Below are 18,306 nucleotides of genomic sequence, written 5' to 3'. Positions count from 1 at the left end.
ATTTAACATTGAGTTAGTACATAAACCGGTTCATAAATCTGAGGCGGTCAAATTTTTGGATGGTTTCTTGATCGATTCTTTTCCCCATCCGTGCCATGAGACAGTTGGCAGGGTGCGAGCAAATTTCAGGATCATCGGTTGCATACCATTCAAGACCACCTGCATTCATCATTTTCTCCATAATTTTCCGGTACTCCCACACATTCAATTTGGTACATTTTAAATCCCAGTGCCAATAATACTCTGTCGTGATAATGAGGTAATCTTCCATCGCATCATCCATCATGCCGACGATAAGAAGATTTTTACCCACAGAACAGCCCCTATATTTTGGAATGACTTCGATTGCGCCTAGTTCAATTAAATTTTCAATTTTGCCTTCTGACCATCGTTCAAGCGGATCAGGGTATAGGAAGGTCACATAGCCGACAATAGTATTTTGATGTCTGGCAATAATAATTCTGCCTTCTGGAAGGTTTGCTATTCCAATTAAGGCCTGATGCTGCTGCGGGGGCTGGCGGAATGCAATGAGGTCTTCATGGAAATCAAATCCTGCCAGTTTATCTGCATTAATGGGTCCTTCAATAATTATAGAACCATGGGGTGTTTTTAATTGTTTGGCATTGTATGTCTTTTTGTGTTCCATACGATCACCTACCTTGGGAAAATCCATCAATATTAATTCTATTATACATAAAATCTATCAATGATAAGTAACTTCACAAAATTTTCTGTAAGATAAAAATAATATTTTTCTAGGCATTTAGTAAGTAAAAATAAAAAATGTATATAATTTACTTTTTAAAAAATTGCGAATAGTATATATTTGTACTATAGTAATTTTAAAATAAGTTCAAAGGGGGAGATTGAATGAAAGTGGAAGCGTTACCAGTCGTACAAGGGGATCATAATCTAGTAAATTATCAAGAAAAGTATAGGGATTTTGATTGGAAAGAAACGGAAGGGGAATTTACATGGAGTGAAACAGGTCTTGTCAACATGGCTTATGAGGCCATCGACCGTCACGCGAAAACCTTCCGGAAAAATAAAGTAGCCCTATATTATCGAGATGGTTCAAGAAATGAAAAGTATACTTTTAAGGAAATGAAAGAACTATCAAACAAAGCGGGCAATGTGTTAAAAACATTCGGGGATGTTGATAAAGGCGACCGTGTCTTTATTTTTATGCCGCGCTCTCCTGAACTTTATTTTACGGTATTAGGTGCCATCAAACTTGGGGCAATTGTTGGTCCATTATTTGAAGCTTTTATGGAAGGGGCTGTCAGGGACCGCTTGCAAGATAGTGAGGCGAAGGTTTTAGTTACCACCCCTGAACTGTTGGAACGTGTACCTGTTCAAGAGCTGCCAGCTCTTAAGTCTATTTTCCTTATTGGTGGGAATGTAGATGAACAAGGACCATACATTGACTTTCTGAAAAAATTTGAATCTGCAAGTAAAGATCTTCAAATTGAATGGGTAGACAGAACCGATGGTCTCATCCTGCATTATACATCCGGGTCTACTGGGAAACCAAAGGGCGTACTGCATGTACATAATGCCATGATTCAGCATTATCAGACAGCAAAATGGGTGCTCGATTTAAAAGAAGACGACGTATACTGGTGTACAGCTGACCCAGGCTGGGTAACAGGGACAACATACGGAATCTTTGGACCATGGCTTACAGGAACATCAAATGTGATTGTAGGAGGGCGGTTTAGTCCAGAAGCTTGGTATCAAATGATTGAAGACTTTGGAGTAACGGTCTGGTACAGTGCACCAACGGCGTTCCGGATGTTAATGGGTGCAGGTGATGAGTTGGTGAAGAAATTCAACTTAAGCAGCCTCCGCCACGTCCTGAGTGTTGGAGAGCCTTTAAACCCAGAGGTAGTTAAATGGGGAGTAAAAGTATTCAACAAGCGCATTCATGATAACTGGTGGATGACAGAAACTGGTGCGCAGCTGATTAGTAATTATCCTTGTATGGAAATTAAGCCTGGTTCCATGGGGAAACCAATTCCAGGTGTGGAAGCAGCGATTGTTGATAATCAAGGAAACGAACTGCCTCCATACCGGATGGGGAACCTTGCGATTAAAAAGGGCTGGCCTTCTATGATGCATACAATTTGGAATAACCCTGAGAAATATGAATCTTACTTTATGCCAGGTGATTGGTATGTTTCAGGCGATTCAGCTTATATGGACGAGGATGGCTATTTCTGGTTCCAAGGACGTGTGGATGATGTCATTATGACTTCAGGGGAGCGTGTTGGACCGTTTGAAGTAGAAAGCAAGCTTGTTGAGCATCCTGCTGTTGCAGAAGCTGGTGTCATCGGTAAACCAGACCCAGTTCGCGGGGAAATCATTAAGGCGTTTATAGCACTACGGGACGGCTACTCAGCTACAGACGAACTAAAAGAAGATATCCGTCAGTTTGTCAAAAAAGGACTAGCCGCTCACGCTGCTCCACGTGAAATTGACTTCCGTGATAAACTGCCAAAAACAAGAAGCGGTAAGATCATGAGACGGGTTCTAAAGGCATGGGAACTAAACCTTCCAACTGGTGACCTTTCTACGATGGAAGATTAAAAACCAGCTGAACAATAGGAAAATAATAAAACGCACCGACACATTGCAGTCGGTGCGTTTTAATTATTTACGGCGTTGGTGGATTAGTCGGATTAGTCGGATTAGTCGGTTGATTCGGCTGAGCTGGAACGTTTGGGTCATTCGGTACAACGGGGTTCGTTGGTTCCGTTGGTATAATCACTCCTGCATCGACTAAATTCGATGGAGCAGACTCCCTGCCGGCAATATCAACTGCTGTTACATAGAAAGATCCGGTCCCCACTTTAAATGACCGCTTAGAGCCATTGACTACACTTCCTACTTTTTTAGCACTTGCCCCACCTTGATAGATGCGGTAACCAACAACATCTTTATCCCCTGAGGCTGACCATGATATGGTATTTCCTTTTGCGTTTACGCTAACACTAGCAGGAGTTTTTCCGTTATCGTACATTCTTGCGGTTGAAACAAGAATTTTTCCCCAACGATCCTTCTGTGGAATCAGTTGACTATAATTGTGGAAGTTACTTCCAACAATCCGCTTAATAAAATCAGGATTTAAGACGAGACCAAATTGGGAAAACTCTTTTGGTGTAGAGTCTAAGGCTAAATATTTTTTGTCACCTACAGTGACATAGTTTGCTTCAATTAAGCTATCGTCTACTTTTGTAGGTACATTATTGACATTAAAGTAATCACTTTCGATTAAACCTGCTTTTGAACAAGCTTTAGAAGGAAGCATTCCTGAAACAGCACAATAGGAGCGTTTCACGATTCCTTTTGGCATTTTAAATGACTTGTCCGGATCAATTAAATCTGGCCTAATTTTATAGGCAGCGTTCATTAACTTTGCCCATAAGTTATTGGTCCGTGCACTATAAGACATTCCAGATGTCTGAAGCGATTTTGGTGTATCATATCCTCTCCAAAGACCAAAGGTGACATTAGGGTTTGAAGCAACAAACCAGGAGTCAATATATTGATTTCCTGTTCCTGTTTTCCCTGCCCAGTCGCTGCTAAAGTTTAATTGGCTTCTAACACCTGCTGCCGTTCCCATTTTAACAACGTCTCGCATCATATCGAGGGTTAAATAAGCTGTTTGCGGTTTAAAGACTTTAACGGGTGTTACCTGATGCTGATAGATAACCTTGCCATTTTTATCAACAATTTTATCAATCATATAAGCATCAATAAATTTACCATTGTTAGCGAAGGTGCTGAATGCATTGGTATTTTCTTCAATTGTTACCCCATTTGTCATCGAGCCAATCGAGGTAGCTAGATTTGTATAATCGTCTTTTCGTAAAGAGGTAAATCCCATTTTTTCAAGATACTTGGCAGGACGCTGCTCCACTATACTCTTGTATAGTTTAACAGCAGGAACGTTATAAGATTTCGCCAGAGCATATCGTGCTGAAACCAATCCGCTATAGCGATAGTCATAGTTTTGCGGCCATGGATCACTTCTGCCGGGCGCTAAAGCTAATGCTACGTTAGGCAGCGGTGTGCCTGGAGCTGCTTTTCCTAACTCAATCGCAGGTGCATACACTAGAAGCGGTTTCATTGTGGAGCCGTTTTGTCTAATGGCATTGGTTGCGTGATTAAGCTGTTGATCATCATAATTCCTTCCAGCCACAAAACTGATAATTTTTCCAGTTTTGTTTTCAATCAGCTCTGCTCCCACCTCAGCAGGTTCCATAACCGTTTTGACCTCTCCAGTTTCTGGATCCTTTTTTTCTTGAGGTTTATCAGGTCCGTAATATTGATAATTATCCTTTACCTTCTGCATAGCATCATAGATTTTTTTGTCAATCGTCGAATGAATCTTGTATCCATTTTGACGCAAAGCATTTCTAGCTAAAATTTGATATTTATAAGCGAGATTATCATCGTTCTTTAACTCTTTTTCTGAAATCCCATCATTTTTTGCTAAGACGGTAGTTAAAACTTCAGTGGAACGCTTTTCAATTTCGACTGTTAGCCAAGGATATTTTTCGAGTGGATTTGCGACAGGTTTGATAAAATCCTTCTTAATATCATAGGCAGAGGCCTCTGTATACTGCTTTTGGGTGATATAGCCACCATCAAACATTCTTTTTAGGACCGTTTGCATCCTTGTAAGACCTGGTTCAAGATATTTTGGTTCTTTTATCGTCCCTTCTCTTGTGAAAGGCGTATATCCGAATGGGCTTTGAGGCAATCCTGCAATGAAGGCTGCTTGTGGTAGTGTTAAATCACTTGCCTTTTTACCAAAGATTCCTTTTGCCGCTGCTTGGACACCAGCAATATTTCGTCCTGACGAGTTTCTTCCTAACGTAGACACGTTTAGATAAGCTTCCAAAATTTCCTTTTTATCAAAAAATTTCTCTAAACGAAGGGCAAGTAATATTTCACTCGCTTTTCTTTGAAATGAAACTTCATTGGTTAAAATTTGATTTTTAATTAATTGCTGTGTTAAGGTACTACCGCCGGATTGTACCGCGGAGTTTGTCACTTCTTGGAAGACTGCCCGAAATACGGCTTTTGGTACGACACCTTTATGTTTGTAGAAGTATTCGTCTTCAGTCGCAACAACTGCGTTCACCAAATAATCGGATACATCTTCTAGCTTTACTTCTTCTCGTTCTAAATCTGTACGGAGTTTTCCAAGATATTTATTATCAGCAAAATATAACTCAGATGTTTCCGTGTAGTTATAAATGTCCTTTTTCATGCTGTCATAGGATCGGACAGGTTCATCTTTAACAAGTGAGGCAAAATAACCAGCACCGACACCTGTTGCAAATGATCCACCCAGAATTACTACTGTTAGTACAAGGAGAAACAGATTCCAAACGACTTGATATGTGATTCTTGCACTTTTAACCGTTTTTCTATGGGTAAATATGTTCAGTACGGATTTTGATTTTTCGAGCCATGCTTGTAATTTTTCAACCATCTATAGTATCACCTCATCTAAAATCACATACATTATAGCATATCAAAGGTATAAAAACTGACAAAGTTCTACATTATCTGAAATTTCCAGTTGTGTTTGACAAGTAACTATAATTATGGTAAAAAAAGCTATACATTAATTTAATAAAAAGCTATGAAGGGAACCAACTGTAGTTCTTCTATCCCTGTTTGTAGAGAGTCAGCGGTGGTGCAAGCTGATACATATAGAAGAATGAATTACGTCCTTGAGCTTTCTCTGTGAAGATTGATTGACAGTAGTGGAGAACGGTCTAAACCGTTAATTTTATGAGTTGGAGGAATGTTCCTATTCCTCAAGCTGGGTGGTACCGCGTAAATTTACGTCCCTGCATTTTGCAGGGGCGTTTTTATTTTTTTACATTATTGGAGGGAATATTTATGGATTTATTACAAGATTTGACTTGGAGAGGGATTATTTACCAGCAAACGGATGAAGAGGGGTTAAAGGATACCTTAAGTAAGGAGCCAATTTCTTTGTATTGTGGTGTCGACCCAACCGCTGATAGTATGCACATCGGCCATTTACTGCCGTTTTTAACATTAAGAAGATTTCAACAGCATGGACACCGTCCGATTGTCTTAGTTGGCGGAGCAACAGGATTAATTGGTGACCCAAGTGGAAAAAGCGAAGAACGAAAGCTGCAAACTCTTGAAACAGTTCAAGATAACGTAGCGGGAATTAAGAAGCAGCTTGAATCTATTTTCGAATTTGCAGGCGAAAATGGGGCTATTATGGTTAATAACTATGATTGGGCAGGCTCTATGGATGTCGTTACATTCTTGCGTGATATTGGTAAACATATCGGCGTGAATTATATGCTTGCAAAAGACACTATTGCCAATCGCCTTGAGACAGGAATTTCATTCACTGAATTCACATACACCATTTTACAAGCGATGGATTTCCTTCATTTGTATGAGAACCATAACTGTAAATTGCAAATCGGAGGAAGTGACCAGTGGGGGAATATCACTACAGGGTTGGAATTAATCCGTAAAGTTCAACCAGAAGGCTCGAAGGCATATGGGTTAACGATTCCGCTTGTGACCAAAGCAGACGGTACTAAGTTTGGGAAAACGGAAAGCGGTGCGATTTGGTTAGATCCTGAAAAAACAACGCCATACGAGTTCTACCAGTTCTGGATTAATACCGCAGATGCCGATGTTGTTAAATACTTAAAGATTTTCACATTCCTTTCGCACGAGGAAATTGAACAATTAGAAAGTGCTGTTCAGGAAGAGCCTCATCTTCGTAAGGCCCAAAAGGTATTAGCAGAAGAAATGACTCGTTTGATCCACGGAGAAGATTCCTTACAGCAGGCAATCAAAATTTCTCAGGCATTATTTAGTGGGGATGTAAGCAGTCTTTCAGCGACGGAAATTGCGCAGGGTTTTAAAGATGTACCAGCATATACTTCACAAAATGAGGAGAATTTGGTCGACCTTTTAGTTGCGGCGAAAATTTCTCCATCCAAGCGTCAAGCACGGGAAGACATTTCAAATGGTGCCGTCACAGTTAATGGCGAAAAAATCACAGATACCGCTTATGTATTAGCAGAAACCGATCGGATCGAAGGACAATTTACAATTGTTAGAAGAGGTAAGAAGAAGTACACATTAATCAAATACTAATAGGAGAAGGGCTTTGGGTTCAAAGCCCTTTTTTTGGGCTGGAACAGAATCCTTGCAAAAAACCAAACAGGCACAACCAGCTATATTCACTAGTTGTGCCTGTTCCCATATGACAGCTTAGGCAGCCTGTTCTTCGATGTGTTCTTTAACTTCATGACCTTCCCATTTAGTTATAACTATAGCAGCTAGTGAGTTACCAACAATGTTTACACATGTACGGGCCATGTCCAGCAGCCTGTCTACGCCTAAAATAAACGCCAAGCCCTCGACAGGAACACCAACACTTCCTAAGGTGGAAAGCAGGACGACAATTGAAACACCAGGGACACCCGCAATCCCTTTCGAGGTAATCATTAAAATAAGGACCAATGTAATCTGATGTCCAATGCTCATATGAATACCATACATTTGTGCGATGAACAGTGCTGCAATTGCCTGATACAAGGTTGAACCATCGAGATTAAAGGAATAGCCAGTCGGAATCACGAATGAAGTAATCCCTTTCGGACAGCCGATTCGCTCCATTTTTTCCATGATTTTCGGAAGGACGGTTTCCGAACTTGCGGTGGAATACCCTAAAATTAATTCGTCTTTTAAGTAAGCTAATAGCTTAAAAATATTATAGCCGGCTATTTTTGCGACAATGCCAAGGACCACAATAATAAAGAATATCATTGCTCCATAAACGGTCATTACCAATTTTCCGAGCGGTATTAATGATTCCAACCCAAATTTCGAAACTGTAACCCCAATTAAGGCAAACACCCCAAATGGAGCAATCTTCATAATCTGATTGGTTACATAGAACATCGCATCAGCAGTACCCCTAAAAAACGCGATAATCGGCTTACCTTTTTCACCAATTGCCGCAACGCCAAGTCCAAACATTACAGAGAAGAAAATAATAGCCAGCATGTCCCCATTTGCGAACGCCTGCACCACATTAGTCGGTACGATGTTCACGAGTGTATCAATTTTGGAGTGTGATTCCGTCGCTTTTTCAGTCGTTACATAGGAGCTGATGTCTGATTTAACGAGTTGTGAACGGTCCACGCCTGTACCTGGATGGAAAACATTGGCGATTAATAACCCAACAACGATTGCGATCGTTGTAATAATTTCAAAATAAAGGAGTGTTTTTCCCCCGAGCTTCCCTAACGATTTCATATCTCCCGTACCAGCCACACCGACAACAAGGCATGAAATAACAATCGGCACGACAATCATTTTAATTAATCGCAAAAAGATGTTTCCAATCGGCTGTAAGAATTCCTCAATATGTGGATTTCCGAAAAAAATGGCACCCACAATAATCCCAAGAATTAAACCAATAAAAATTTGCCATGCTAAACTAATTTTTTTCATTCACTTCTCTCCCATCGTAAGTTTTTTGATAGTATTAGAGTAGGGTATATTCTGTAAACGTTTCCAACGTTAACATCATACTTGTAGTACTACGATAAACTACAAAAACCTACAAATTGGATAAAAATATTTTTACAATTTATAATATTTTTTTTACGATAGAAAGGGAGTAATTGTATTCGCGATAAATTATTAGCGTATTTATTTATGATTATTGCTGTGCCCATTACTGGAGAATTGAAGTTTTACCCCTTAAGTGGAGCTGATTTAAGATTCAGCATGAGTACAACTGTATTCTTCTTCATTTTGTTATGGTCACGAAAAATCCATCCTGTTTTAGCCGGCTTTTTAACGGGAAGTGCAGTTGTTTGCTTTCGGATTATTCTGGACAAGGTACAGGCTGGCTCATTCGATTTCCCTATCCATTGTCCTGTGTTTTTTTATTACATGGTGTTCGGCATGTTTTTCCATATTTTTAAGGTAAAGAAATTGTATCATCAGCCTCTTCTCATTGGTCTGCTTGGCATGGTGCTCGAAATTATGGGGAATGTTACCGAAATGACCATTCGTCATTTTACAACCGATATGAAAATGACAACCTCGAGTTTCTTGATTATTATAGGGGTAGCAATTATCCGCAGCTTCTTTGTCCTCGGTTTTTTCAATACTATCTTAGTGCGGGAAACTAGGTTGGCTGAAGAGCAGCAAAAAAAGAGGGCCGAAGAGGTTTTACTATTAGTCTCAAATTTGTACGTAGAAATGTTTCAATTGGAAAAATCCGCGAAAGATGCGGAGAATTTAACCAGTGCCTGCTATGCAATTTATCGTGATTTAAAAGCTCTAAACAATCAGAATCAAGCACAAGCGATGTTGAAAATCGCCGGAGAATTACACGAGATTAAAAAAGATAATCAACGTATATATGCCGGTTTGTCCAAATTAATGACCAAAGAAAAATTGGATGATTTTATGAACATTCAGGAAATCATTTCTGTTGCAACTATCTCGAATAAAAATTATAGTGAGTTGCTTGGGAAAACGATTGATTTCCAAGTAAGAATTTCCGGTGACCATCCGGAGTACCGCACTTTTATCCTCCTTTCCCTAATCAATAATCTTGTCGCCAATGCTGTGGAAGCCATCGATCAGGAGGGGCAGATTGTGGTAACGTCTGAAAAGGTTCAAGACCTAGTCAAAATAACTATAAAGGATAATGGAAACGGGATTTCAAATAAGAACAAAGTGTATATTTTTGAACCTGGCTTTACGACGAAATTTGACCAGGCAGGAATCGCTTCTAATGGAATTGGTTTATCCTACACAAAAAATGTCATTGAAGATCTTGAGGGTAAAATTAACTTGATTGAGTCTTCAAAAGAAAAAGGAACCACCTTTGAAGTCCAGCTTCCGGTTGTGAATTTAATGAAAAAGGGGTGATATACAGTGAAATTTTTTATTGTCGATGATACCCCAACTATCAGAGGGATGTTATCCAATATTATTGAAGAAGAGATATTGGGTACGGTTGTGGGGGAGGCGGCTGACGGGTCTGAAGTAGATGCACATACCCTCGATATACAGGAAATTGATATATTAATGATTGACCTTCTCATGCCCATTAGGGACGGGATTGAGACAGTCAGAGAAATTGCTCCCTCCTTTCGGGGAAAAATCATCATGATCTCCCAAGTCGAAACGAAGGATATGATTAGTGAAGCGTATTCCCTAGGTGTAGTGCATTATATCACCAAGCCGATAAACCGACTTGAGGTGGTAAGTGTCATTAAGAAAGTGAGTGACTATCTTTTACTGGAAAAATCACTTCATAACATTCAAAAGTCATTAAGCTTTTTAACTACGCATAATACAAAAAAACGGCAGATTGAGAACGACCTCCCAAGTAAACAACCCATGTTTCCGTCCTCTGCCAAAAGCATCTTGCTTGAACTTGGAATTGTTGGCAAAAACGGTGAAAAGGATTTGTTGGATCTTCTAGAAATTTTACATCAAATGGACATGGAGGGAAGTCGGGAGCTCCCGCCTATGAAGGATCTTTATGAGCGAGCGGCCAAAAAGCGGCTTGGTTCGTCCGTCTCTCCGGAGGAAATTAGAAAAGAAGCCAAGGCTGTGGAACAACGGATCCGCCGAATTCTCCAACAGGTGCTCGAGCATCTTGCTTCACTAGGATTAACCGATTATGCCAACCCAACATTTGAGTACTACTCATCCAAATTGTTCGACTACACCCAAGTAAGAATGAAGATGCTCGAACTGGAAGGAAAAAACCACACAGCAACTACCCGAATCGATATCAAAAAATTCCTCTATGCTTTATTAATGGAGACAAAAGGCAGACTATCACATAGGTAGATTCTCTCATTTCGAATACTCTACTAAGCGAAGCAAAAATAAAAAACCCTAGAAGCGTTAATATAACGCTTCTAGGGTTTTTGTGATTGCTGTTTAATAAGCAAATCAATTAACGTGAGTAGAATTCAACGATAAGAGCTTCGTTAATTTCAGCAGGTAATTCAGAACGCTCAGGTAAGCGAGTGAAAGTACCTTCTAATTTGTCAGCATCAAAAGTTAAGAAGTCAGGAACGAAGTTGTTTACTTCGATTGCTTCTTTGATCACATCAAGGTTACGTGATTTTTCACGAACACTGATTGTTTGACCAGGAGTTACGCGGAATGATGGGATATCAACGCGTGAACCATTAACTAAGATGTGGCCGTGGTTAACTAATTGACGTGCTCCACGACGAGTACGTGCTAAACCTAAACGGTATACAACGTTGTCAAGACGTGATTCAAGAAGAACCATGAAGTTTTCACCGTGGATACCAGCTAATTTGCCAGCTTTATCAAAAAGATTACGGAATTGACGCTCAGTTACGCCATACATATGACGAAGCTTTTGCTTCTCTTGTAATTGTAATCCGTATTCAGAAAGCTTTTTGCGTTGGTTTGGACCATGTTGTCCAGGAGCGTAAGGACGCTTTTCTAATTCTTTACCTGTGCCGCTTAGAGAGATTCCAAGACGACGGGAAATTTTCCAGCTAGAGCCAGTATAACGAGCCATGAATGACTCCTCCTTCGTGTTTTTATTTTGGTAAAATAAAAACCGTTATGAGACTCTTTGACAGCCATTTTATTTTCATGCACCTTCGCCCTTGCAGCTAAGGGTTACGAGATACACCATCATTTAAATATGAGGAATAAAATGAGACTATTCAAAGTGAACACAATAGGCTGCAATATTTTACACAAAAAGTATTATATAATTTTTATTCCTCTAAAGTCAAGAATATTTTTAAAGAATAAGTACAAACGAATTTTGTAAGAAACATTATTTTAATAAAAGTTAATAATTTATACAAATTAATATCGCCAAAATGTCTGAACATTAACTATAATTAAGAGACTATGTATATATCTGGAATTAGATCGGGTGAAACCTAAATGGATATTCTCGAGTGTGATTTACAGTGGCAAATAAAAAGATACAAACAATTAATAGAGATTACAGAAACACTACATTCATCTTTAGATGTAGAGAACCTTTTAGGTGAATTATGTGTTATTTTGAAAGAATTATATCCTGACTCCTCCTTTTCCCTATTACTTTCACAGGATACATATAGTCATAATGAACTTCCGATTATTGAACTTGAATATGATAGTGAAAATATTGCAGCTATTAAAGCATATGGATCAGGAGAACTTCAATTTGAGTATTCTGCAACTGGTGACCATGCGATTATTTATGCCCCCCTCAAAGGAAAACAAGTAACCTATGGTGTCTTACAGGTAGTGTCAGCAGCCGCGGATGAATTCGATGAGTTTGAGGTGGAATTTATTTGTTTACTTGCGAGTGCGGCGGGTTGTTCCTTGGAAAATGCCTATCTTTATCAACAATCAAGGCAGGAAATCGCCAATTTGCAATTCATCAACGAAACTTCGCATTGCTTAAATTCTAACTTGCGATTAGTTGATACAATGACGTATATGTCAGAAAAAATCATTTCATCCATTGATGCACAAGAAGTTGGATTTTTCTTATTCACTAACGAACATGCTAAGGTAAAAATACTCCCAGGTTCAACTCCTTACTTTTACACACCACAAGCCAAATTTTATATTGATTATTTAAAGGGAAAAATTGAAAGAGAAAAAAATCCTTTATTTATTGGAGATTTCAACCTCCAAAACATAAAAAATACACCAAGATATCATTCGATTCTTGCAGTACCAATGATTCATAGCGAAAAATTAAAAGGTTTTTCCATTGTAATGCATCAAAAGCCCTATTTCTTTTCTTTTGATACATTTAAACTCCTTCAGTCTCTTATTCATCATTCATCGCTTGCACTAACCAATTCCATGCTCAGAGAAGAGTTGGAGCATATGATTATTACCGATCATCTAACAAAGCTCTATTCACGTAAATTTTTAGATGAGAGGATTCAGGGGTCAATGAAAGAGTCCGGAGAAGGTACTTTTATCCTGCTCGATATTGACAATTTTAAAGAAATAAATGATACATATGGCCATCAGGTGGGAGATCAAGTTCTAGTACAGGTTGCAAAATTGATAAAAAACAATATTCGTGGAGAAGATATCGGTGCCCGCTGGGGTGGGGAAGAGTTGGCTCTTTATCTTCCGGGAGTTCCATTAGACAAAGGAGCGGCTGTAGCTGAAAGATTAGTAAAAAAAATTGCTGAATCCTCTGTGCCGCATATTACGGTGTCTTGTGGTGTTTCTTATTGGAATAAGGAGCAGGATGATGCCTACAGTTACCTATTTAAAAGGGCAGATGAAGCACTGTATATTGCAAAGGGGACAGGAAAGAACAAGGTTGTCATTCAAAAGCAAAGTATTAGAGTTTGTTAGGAGAGGGCACTCATATGAAGAGTGCCCTAACGATATTTATCAAACTGACATATTATAAATCAACAAAATGCAAACGTTTTCAAACGGGAGGAATCAAAAATGGAGAAAAAGAAATCACGGTTTGAAACGGAAGTTATTCATTCAGGCTACAAGGCGGATGAACATCAAGACAGTTTAGTTCCCCCTTTATATCAAACATCCACCTTCACTTTTGCAAACGCCGAACAAGGGGAAAGAAGGTTTGCTGGTCAGGAAGCGGGATTTATTTATTCACGCTTGGGAAATCCAACCGTGAAAATATTGGAAGACAGGATCGCCGTTCTTGAACAAGGTGAAGCGGGCTTAGCGTTTTCGTCTGGAATGGCAGCCGTCAGTGCCGTGTTAGTGGCCTTAACAAAGACGGGGGATCATATTCTTTGTTCACAAGGAGTATATGGTTGTACCTTTGGTTTGTTAGAGCTATTAAAAGAGAAATATGGTATAGACCACCACTTTTCTTTAATGAACTCGGCGGATTTATTAGAACAAGAACTCCGTCCAAACACGGCATGTATCTATATTGAAACGCCGATAAATCCTACAATGAAGTTGGTAGATTTAGAATTAGTGGCGAGGGTGGCCAATGAAAAAGGGATTCCTGTTGTGGTGGATAACACATTTTGTTCCCCCTATATTCAAACTCCGCTCACACTTGGGTGCGATGTTGTCATTCATAGTGCAACCAAATATATCTGCGGACATGGAGATGTCATTGCGGGGCTTGTCGTTGGAAAGAAGGAGTTTATTAGACAAGTATCAAAGACGACCCAAAAAGACATTGGTGGGATTATCTCCCCTTTTGATGCTTGGCTTTTATTAAGAGGGATGAAAACACTGCCACTTCGCATGGACCGCCACTGTGAGAATGCCAGGAAATTGTTTCGATTTTTGAAAGACCATCCGAAAATCGAAACAGTTTATTTTCCTGGCGATCCAGAGCATCAAGATTTTTCAATTGCAAAAAATCAAATGAAACAACCAGGCGGGCTTATTTCTTTTACAATCAAGGGAACAAAGGAAACAGCACAACAGTTGATGAATCAACTCCAATTAATAAAAATTGCTGTTAGTCTCGGTGATGCTGAGTCATTAATCCAACATCCTGCGACGATGACCCATGCAGTTGTACCAGAGGAAGAACGAAAAAAAATGGGCTTTGATGATACCTTGCTGCGGCTATCTGTTGGCCTAGAAGCATGGGAGGATCTTCAAGAAGACCTCGAACAAGCGCTGGATAAGATATAATAGAAAGAGCATAAAAGTAAATAAGCGGAGAATTTCCTGTTAAATGCATAACGAAGCTCGTTTCGGGGTATATAAGGGAAGTTTTTCCGCTTATGCAAGGCAAAATCTCTCATTTTCACGTTTTTCGAGTCAATAGGCGGAATCTCTTCGCCTATTTTGGTTATTTTTAATAATAATTTCTAAATAAGCGGAATTTTTCCGGTTATTTATTAGCTCGAGTGCTTAACCTGAAAGAAACCTTGATGAATAAAGAAAAAGACGTATGCCTATTCATACGTCAATTCTTTTGTCTTTTAATAATAAAGCACCCGAAAACGCATCCCATTAGGAAACTTCCTCTGTGCTCTCTCTATATATGTTCAACCAGAATAGCGACAAACTCTTCTAGTTTTTGTTGATCTAACTCATCAAAGCGATTCTTTTCTGGGGAATCAATATCAAGAACACCAAGTAGCTCTCCATCCTTTATCAACGGAACGACAATTTCTGATTGGGACGCAGCATCACAGGCAATGTGGCCTGGAAACAGATGAACGTCAGCAACTAGAACCGTTTCCTGTTTTAAGGCAGCCGTTCCACAAACCCCTTTACCAACCGGAATTCGGACACACGCAGGAAGACCCTGGAATGGCCCCAGGACAAGCTGTCGGTTTTTATCCATTAAATAAAATCCAACCCAATTAACTCGATCAAGAAATTGATTCAGCAGGGCACTTGCATTGCTAAGATTGGCGATTTGATTGTCCTCATCATGAATGAGAGCATGCAACTGTTTTATGACAAGATTATAATTTTCTTCGCGGCTCCCTGAATACATTTCGACGTTAAACATGAAATTTCCCCTTTGTTTCAACAATTTAATATAAGTATTTTATCAAATTTACAGGAATATAAGCAGACTTTGTCGATATTTTTATAAAGGAATCTGTCGTGTAACAAAGAATTTTTAAGTAAGGGGATTATCGGGTATTCCAGAAAGGGGCCACTATTATGAAGAAAAATGCTAAAGAAGCAATAGTAAAGGCTGCTATCACATTGTTCACGTCCAATGGTTATACAGGAACGTCCATAAGGGATATCGCCCGTCTTGCTAACGTAAATACGGCAACCATTGCCTACCATTTTGAAAACAAACCAGGTCTATTAGAATATTGCTTTACGCATTTTTTTGAACAATATATTAGTAAGATGGAAGAAGCCTATGCATCCATTGAAAGGGGAGCAAAGGAATGTTTAAAACGAATTGTCGCGGATTTATTACACTATCAATGTGAAAATAGTAAATTGGCTAGTTTGGTTTACCGAGAAATGTCGATGGACTCACAAATAGTAAGAGAAATCATGTCTACTTATTTACTTAAAGAAAAATACTATTTTCAATTAATCTTTGAGAGAGGTTTTGAATGGAATGAGTTTCGACCTCATTCGATTCCCTATTTAATTATTCAATTAAAAGGATTACTTATGATGCCATTTATGAACACCCATTATATGAGGGAAGTGTTATATGTTTTTCCTAATGAACCATTTTTTGAACAGAAATATTTAAAAGATATAAATTTATGGATTGATAAAACATTATGTTCGGATGTGCCAAGGAAATTAGGGGCAGTCGTAAAATAGCGGCAATCGCTATTTTTTTTTATTTTACAAAAAAAATGAAATTAATAGTCAAAAAATGTCGTTTACATGGTATCATAATAGCATTGAACAGAACATTATTAGATTCATTTAAAATAGATGTACGATAACTGCATTTGGAAAGAATGTTTTTGGAAATAGGGGGCTTACTTGTGAAATTTTTCATTGGATTTTTTATCCTAATACTGGCCTTAATCGTAGTAGGGTATCTAATTAAGAAAAAGTACTTTAAGGAAATGGATCGATTGGAAGCTTGGAAAATCGATTTAATGAATCGTCCAGTACTGGATGAAATGTCAAAGGTTAAGCTGCTTAATATGACAGGGCAAACGGAAGAGCTTTTCGAACGTTGGCGAAATCAGTGGGACGAGGTTGTTACGGTGCAACTTCCTAAATTAGAAGAAATGCTTTTCGATGCAGAAGAGTACATAGATAAGTATCGTTTTAATAAAGCTAAAGGTGTCCAACTAGCCATCGCAGGGAAGTTACAAGAAACAGAGGATCAGATAAAAAGTATTTTAGAAGAGTTACATGAATTGGTTGGCAGCGAGGAAAAGAACCGTGTTGAAATCGAGGGATTAAAAGATCAGTATCGGGAATCTAAGAAAATGCTGCTTGCCCACCGCCACAGTTTTGGCAATTCAGAAAAGTCTTTAGAAGAACAACTTAATGGCGTGTCACAAAAGTTTCAGGAATTTGATGAAAAAACGGAACAAGGTAATTATCTTGAAGCCCGTGAAGTAGTTTTGTCTATTCAAAGTCAGCTGGGGACGATAAAAAAAGATATGGAATTAATCCCGCAGCTATTAATTGAATGTCAATCGCTTCTTCCGAATCAGCTATCCGATATTCTTGAAGGGTACCGTGAAATGTCTGGCCAAGAATATTACTTAGAACATATCAACGTGGATGAAGAGCTAAAACGCTTAGAGGAAAAGCTGTCTGAGAATTTAGTACTCATCGAAGCGACGAAGATTGATGAGGCAGTGGAAGGTATAGCAGAAATAAAGGAAAGAATCGATATCCTATTCGATCAATTGGAAAAAGAAGTTCATGCTAAGCATTTTGTGTTAAAAAATGAACAAATTGCGAGTGATCTCCTCCTTTCTGCCTATGAGGAAAATAGTCATCTTTCAAGTGAACTCCTTCATGTTCAAGAAAGTTACCAGTTGTCCGATAGTGATTTTGAAACACAGCGTCATCTGGAAAAGGAACTTTCTAGTGTCTATAAACATTTTGAAATCCTAATAGAAAAAGTAAAATTAAACGAAATAGCACAAAGTGTCATAAGCGAAGAGTTGGCTCAGATTAAAGAACAGCTGGATATTATCCGTGAGGGACAGCAAGATTTTGCTTTAAAACTCCAAGCCCTTAGGAAAGATGAATTTGAAGCAAGAGAGACACTTAAAGAACTTACTAAAAAAGTGGGGGAGACCGTTCGTCTCGTGACGAAGGGCAATGTGCCAGGCTTACCAGAGGATTATAAGTATTTGTTTGAGGATACAAATGAGAGTATTCAAAATGTGAAATACCAACTTGAAGAAAAACCGCTTAACATTTCCGCATTAAATCAGTATTTAGAAATTGCTGTTTTAACAGTGGATAAACTTACTAATTCAACGATTGAGCTATTAGAAAATGTGATGCTTGCAGAAAAAGCTATTCAATATGGGAATCGATATAAAACTCAGTACCCAGCAGTAGCTAAAGGCTTAAAGGAAGCAGAAATTGCGTTTAGACATTATGATTACCAACAGGCTCTTGAACGAGCGGCAGCAACACTGGACGTTATTGATCCCGATGCTTTGAAAAAAATAAAAGCTTCATTTGTCAGTGAGTAAATAATTAAAACCGATCAGTGCACTCTTTGGCTGAATCGGTTTTTTGTTTTTCCTTTTATTTATCTTTATGATAAGATTTATTTTTGTAAGTGTACTGGTTCGGAAG

13 protein-coding genes and 1 other annotated feature are annotated in these 18,306 nt (G+C 38.8%); of the genes, 8 read left to right on the top strand and 5 right to left on the bottom strand.

Translation table 11 applies throughout. The annotated features are described in order from the left end of the window. Positions 1–13: 13 nt before the first annotated feature. Positions 14–646, bottom strand: a complete 633-nt coding sequence (locus COJ96_RS14575; RefSeq protein ID WP_098574532.1) for a GNAT family N-acetyltransferase — start codon at positions 644–646, stop codon at positions 14–16. Positions 647–870: 224 nt separating this feature from the next. On the opposite strand from COJ96_RS14575, the gene acsA reads away from it, so the two are divergent. Further along, complete coding sequence (acsA, locus tag COJ96_RS14570) at positions 871–2,589, top strand: acetate--CoA ligase (RefSeq protein WP_098574530.1); 1,719 nt, start codon at positions 871–873, stop codon at positions 2,587–2,589. Positions 2,590–2,656: 67 nt separating this feature from the next. Here acsA and COJ96_RS14565 read toward each other — a convergent pair whose 3' ends face one another. Beyond that, positions 2,657–5,506, bottom strand: coding sequence for a transglycosylase domain-containing protein (locus tag COJ96_RS14565; RefSeq protein WP_098574528.1), 2,850 nt, complete (start codon positions 5,504–5,506; stop codon positions 2,657–2,659). Positions 5,507–5,650: 144 nt separating this feature from the next. After that, positions 5,651–5,875: a binding site (T-box leader), on the top strand. A 47-nt stretch (positions 5,876–5,922) separates the two neighbouring features. On the opposite strand from COJ96_RS14565, the gene tyrS reads away from it, so the two are divergent. Beyond that, positions 5,923–7,176 carry a tyrosine--tRNA ligase gene (tyrS, locus tag COJ96_RS14560; RefSeq protein ID WP_098574526.1) on the top strand — a complete coding sequence of 418 codons (1,254 nt, stop codon included), beginning with the start codon at positions 5,923–5,925 and terminating at the stop codon, positions 7,174–7,176. A 117-nt stretch (positions 7,177–7,293) separates the two neighbouring features. On the opposite strand, the gene COJ96_RS14555 is transcribed toward tyrS, so the two are convergent. Then, entirely contained in the window at positions 7,294–8,541 is a 1,248-nt protein-coding gene (locus COJ96_RS14555; RefSeq protein ID WP_098574524.1) for a cation:dicarboxylate symporter family transporter, read from the bottom strand. Positions 8,542–8,748: 207 nt separating this feature from the next. Here COJ96_RS14555 and COJ96_RS14550 point away from each other — a divergent pair, with 207 nt between their 5' ends. Next, positions 8,749–9,978 carry a sensor histidine kinase gene (locus tag COJ96_RS14550; protein WP_257148525.1) on the top strand — a complete coding sequence of 410 codons (1,230 nt, stop codon included), beginning with the start codon at positions 8,749–8,751 and terminating at the stop codon, positions 9,976–9,978. A 6-nt stretch (positions 9,979–9,984) separates the two neighbouring features. Continuing rightward, positions 9,985–10,911, top strand: a complete 927-nt coding sequence (locus COJ96_RS14545; protein WP_098574520.1) for a response regulator — start codon at positions 9,985–9,987, stop codon at positions 10,909–10,911. Positions 10,912–11,020: 109 nt separating this feature from the next. Here the strand turns inward: COJ96_RS14545 and rpsD are convergent, their stop codons facing one another. Then, positions 11,021–11,623 (bottom strand): 30S ribosomal protein S4, encoded by a 603-nt coding sequence (gene rpsD, locus COJ96_RS14540; RefSeq protein WP_026563299.1) that lies wholly within the window; start codon positions 11,621–11,623, stop codon positions 11,021–11,023. Positions 11,624–12,003: 380 nt separating this feature from the next. On the opposite strand from rpsD, the gene COJ96_RS14535 reads away from it, so the two are divergent. Next, entirely contained in the window at positions 12,004–13,434 is a 1,431-nt protein-coding gene (locus COJ96_RS14535) for a sensor domain-containing diguanylate cyclase (protein ID WP_098574518.1), read from the top strand. A gap of 99 nt (positions 13,435–13,533) precedes the next feature. After that, entirely contained in the window at positions 13,534–14,718 is a 1,185-nt protein-coding gene (megL, locus tag COJ96_RS14530; RefSeq protein WP_098574515.1) for a methionine gamma-lyase, read from the top strand. Positions 14,719–15,067: 349 nt separating this feature from the next. Here megL and COJ96_RS14525 read toward each other — a convergent pair whose 3' ends face one another. Continuing rightward, positions 15,068–15,550 (bottom strand): GAF domain-containing protein, encoded by a 483-nt coding sequence (locus COJ96_RS14525; protein WP_098574512.1) that lies wholly within the window; start codon positions 15,548–15,550, stop codon positions 15,068–15,070. A 158-nt stretch (positions 15,551–15,708) separates the two neighbouring features. On the opposite strand from COJ96_RS14525, the gene refZ reads away from it, so the two are divergent. Continuing rightward, on the top strand, positions 15,709–16,341 hold the full coding sequence (refZ, locus tag COJ96_RS14520) for a forespore capture DNA-binding protein RefZ (protein WP_098574509.1): 633 nt from the start codon (positions 15,709–15,711) through the stop codon (positions 16,339–16,341). A gap of 170 nt (positions 16,342–16,511) precedes the next feature. Then, positions 16,512–18,200, top strand: coding sequence for a septation ring formation regulator EzrA (gene ezrA, locus COJ96_RS14515; RefSeq protein WP_098574506.1), 1,689 nt, complete (start codon positions 16,512–16,514; stop codon positions 18,198–18,200). The last annotated feature ends 106 nt before the right edge of the window (positions 18,201–18,306 follow it).

This window comes from Bacillus sp. AFS073361, from assembly GCF_002567005.1.
Taxonomy (GTDB): Bacteria; Bacillota; Bacilli; order Bacillales; family Cytobacillaceae; genus Neobacillus.
This window is presented reverse-complemented; position numbering and strand designations above follow the sequence as displayed.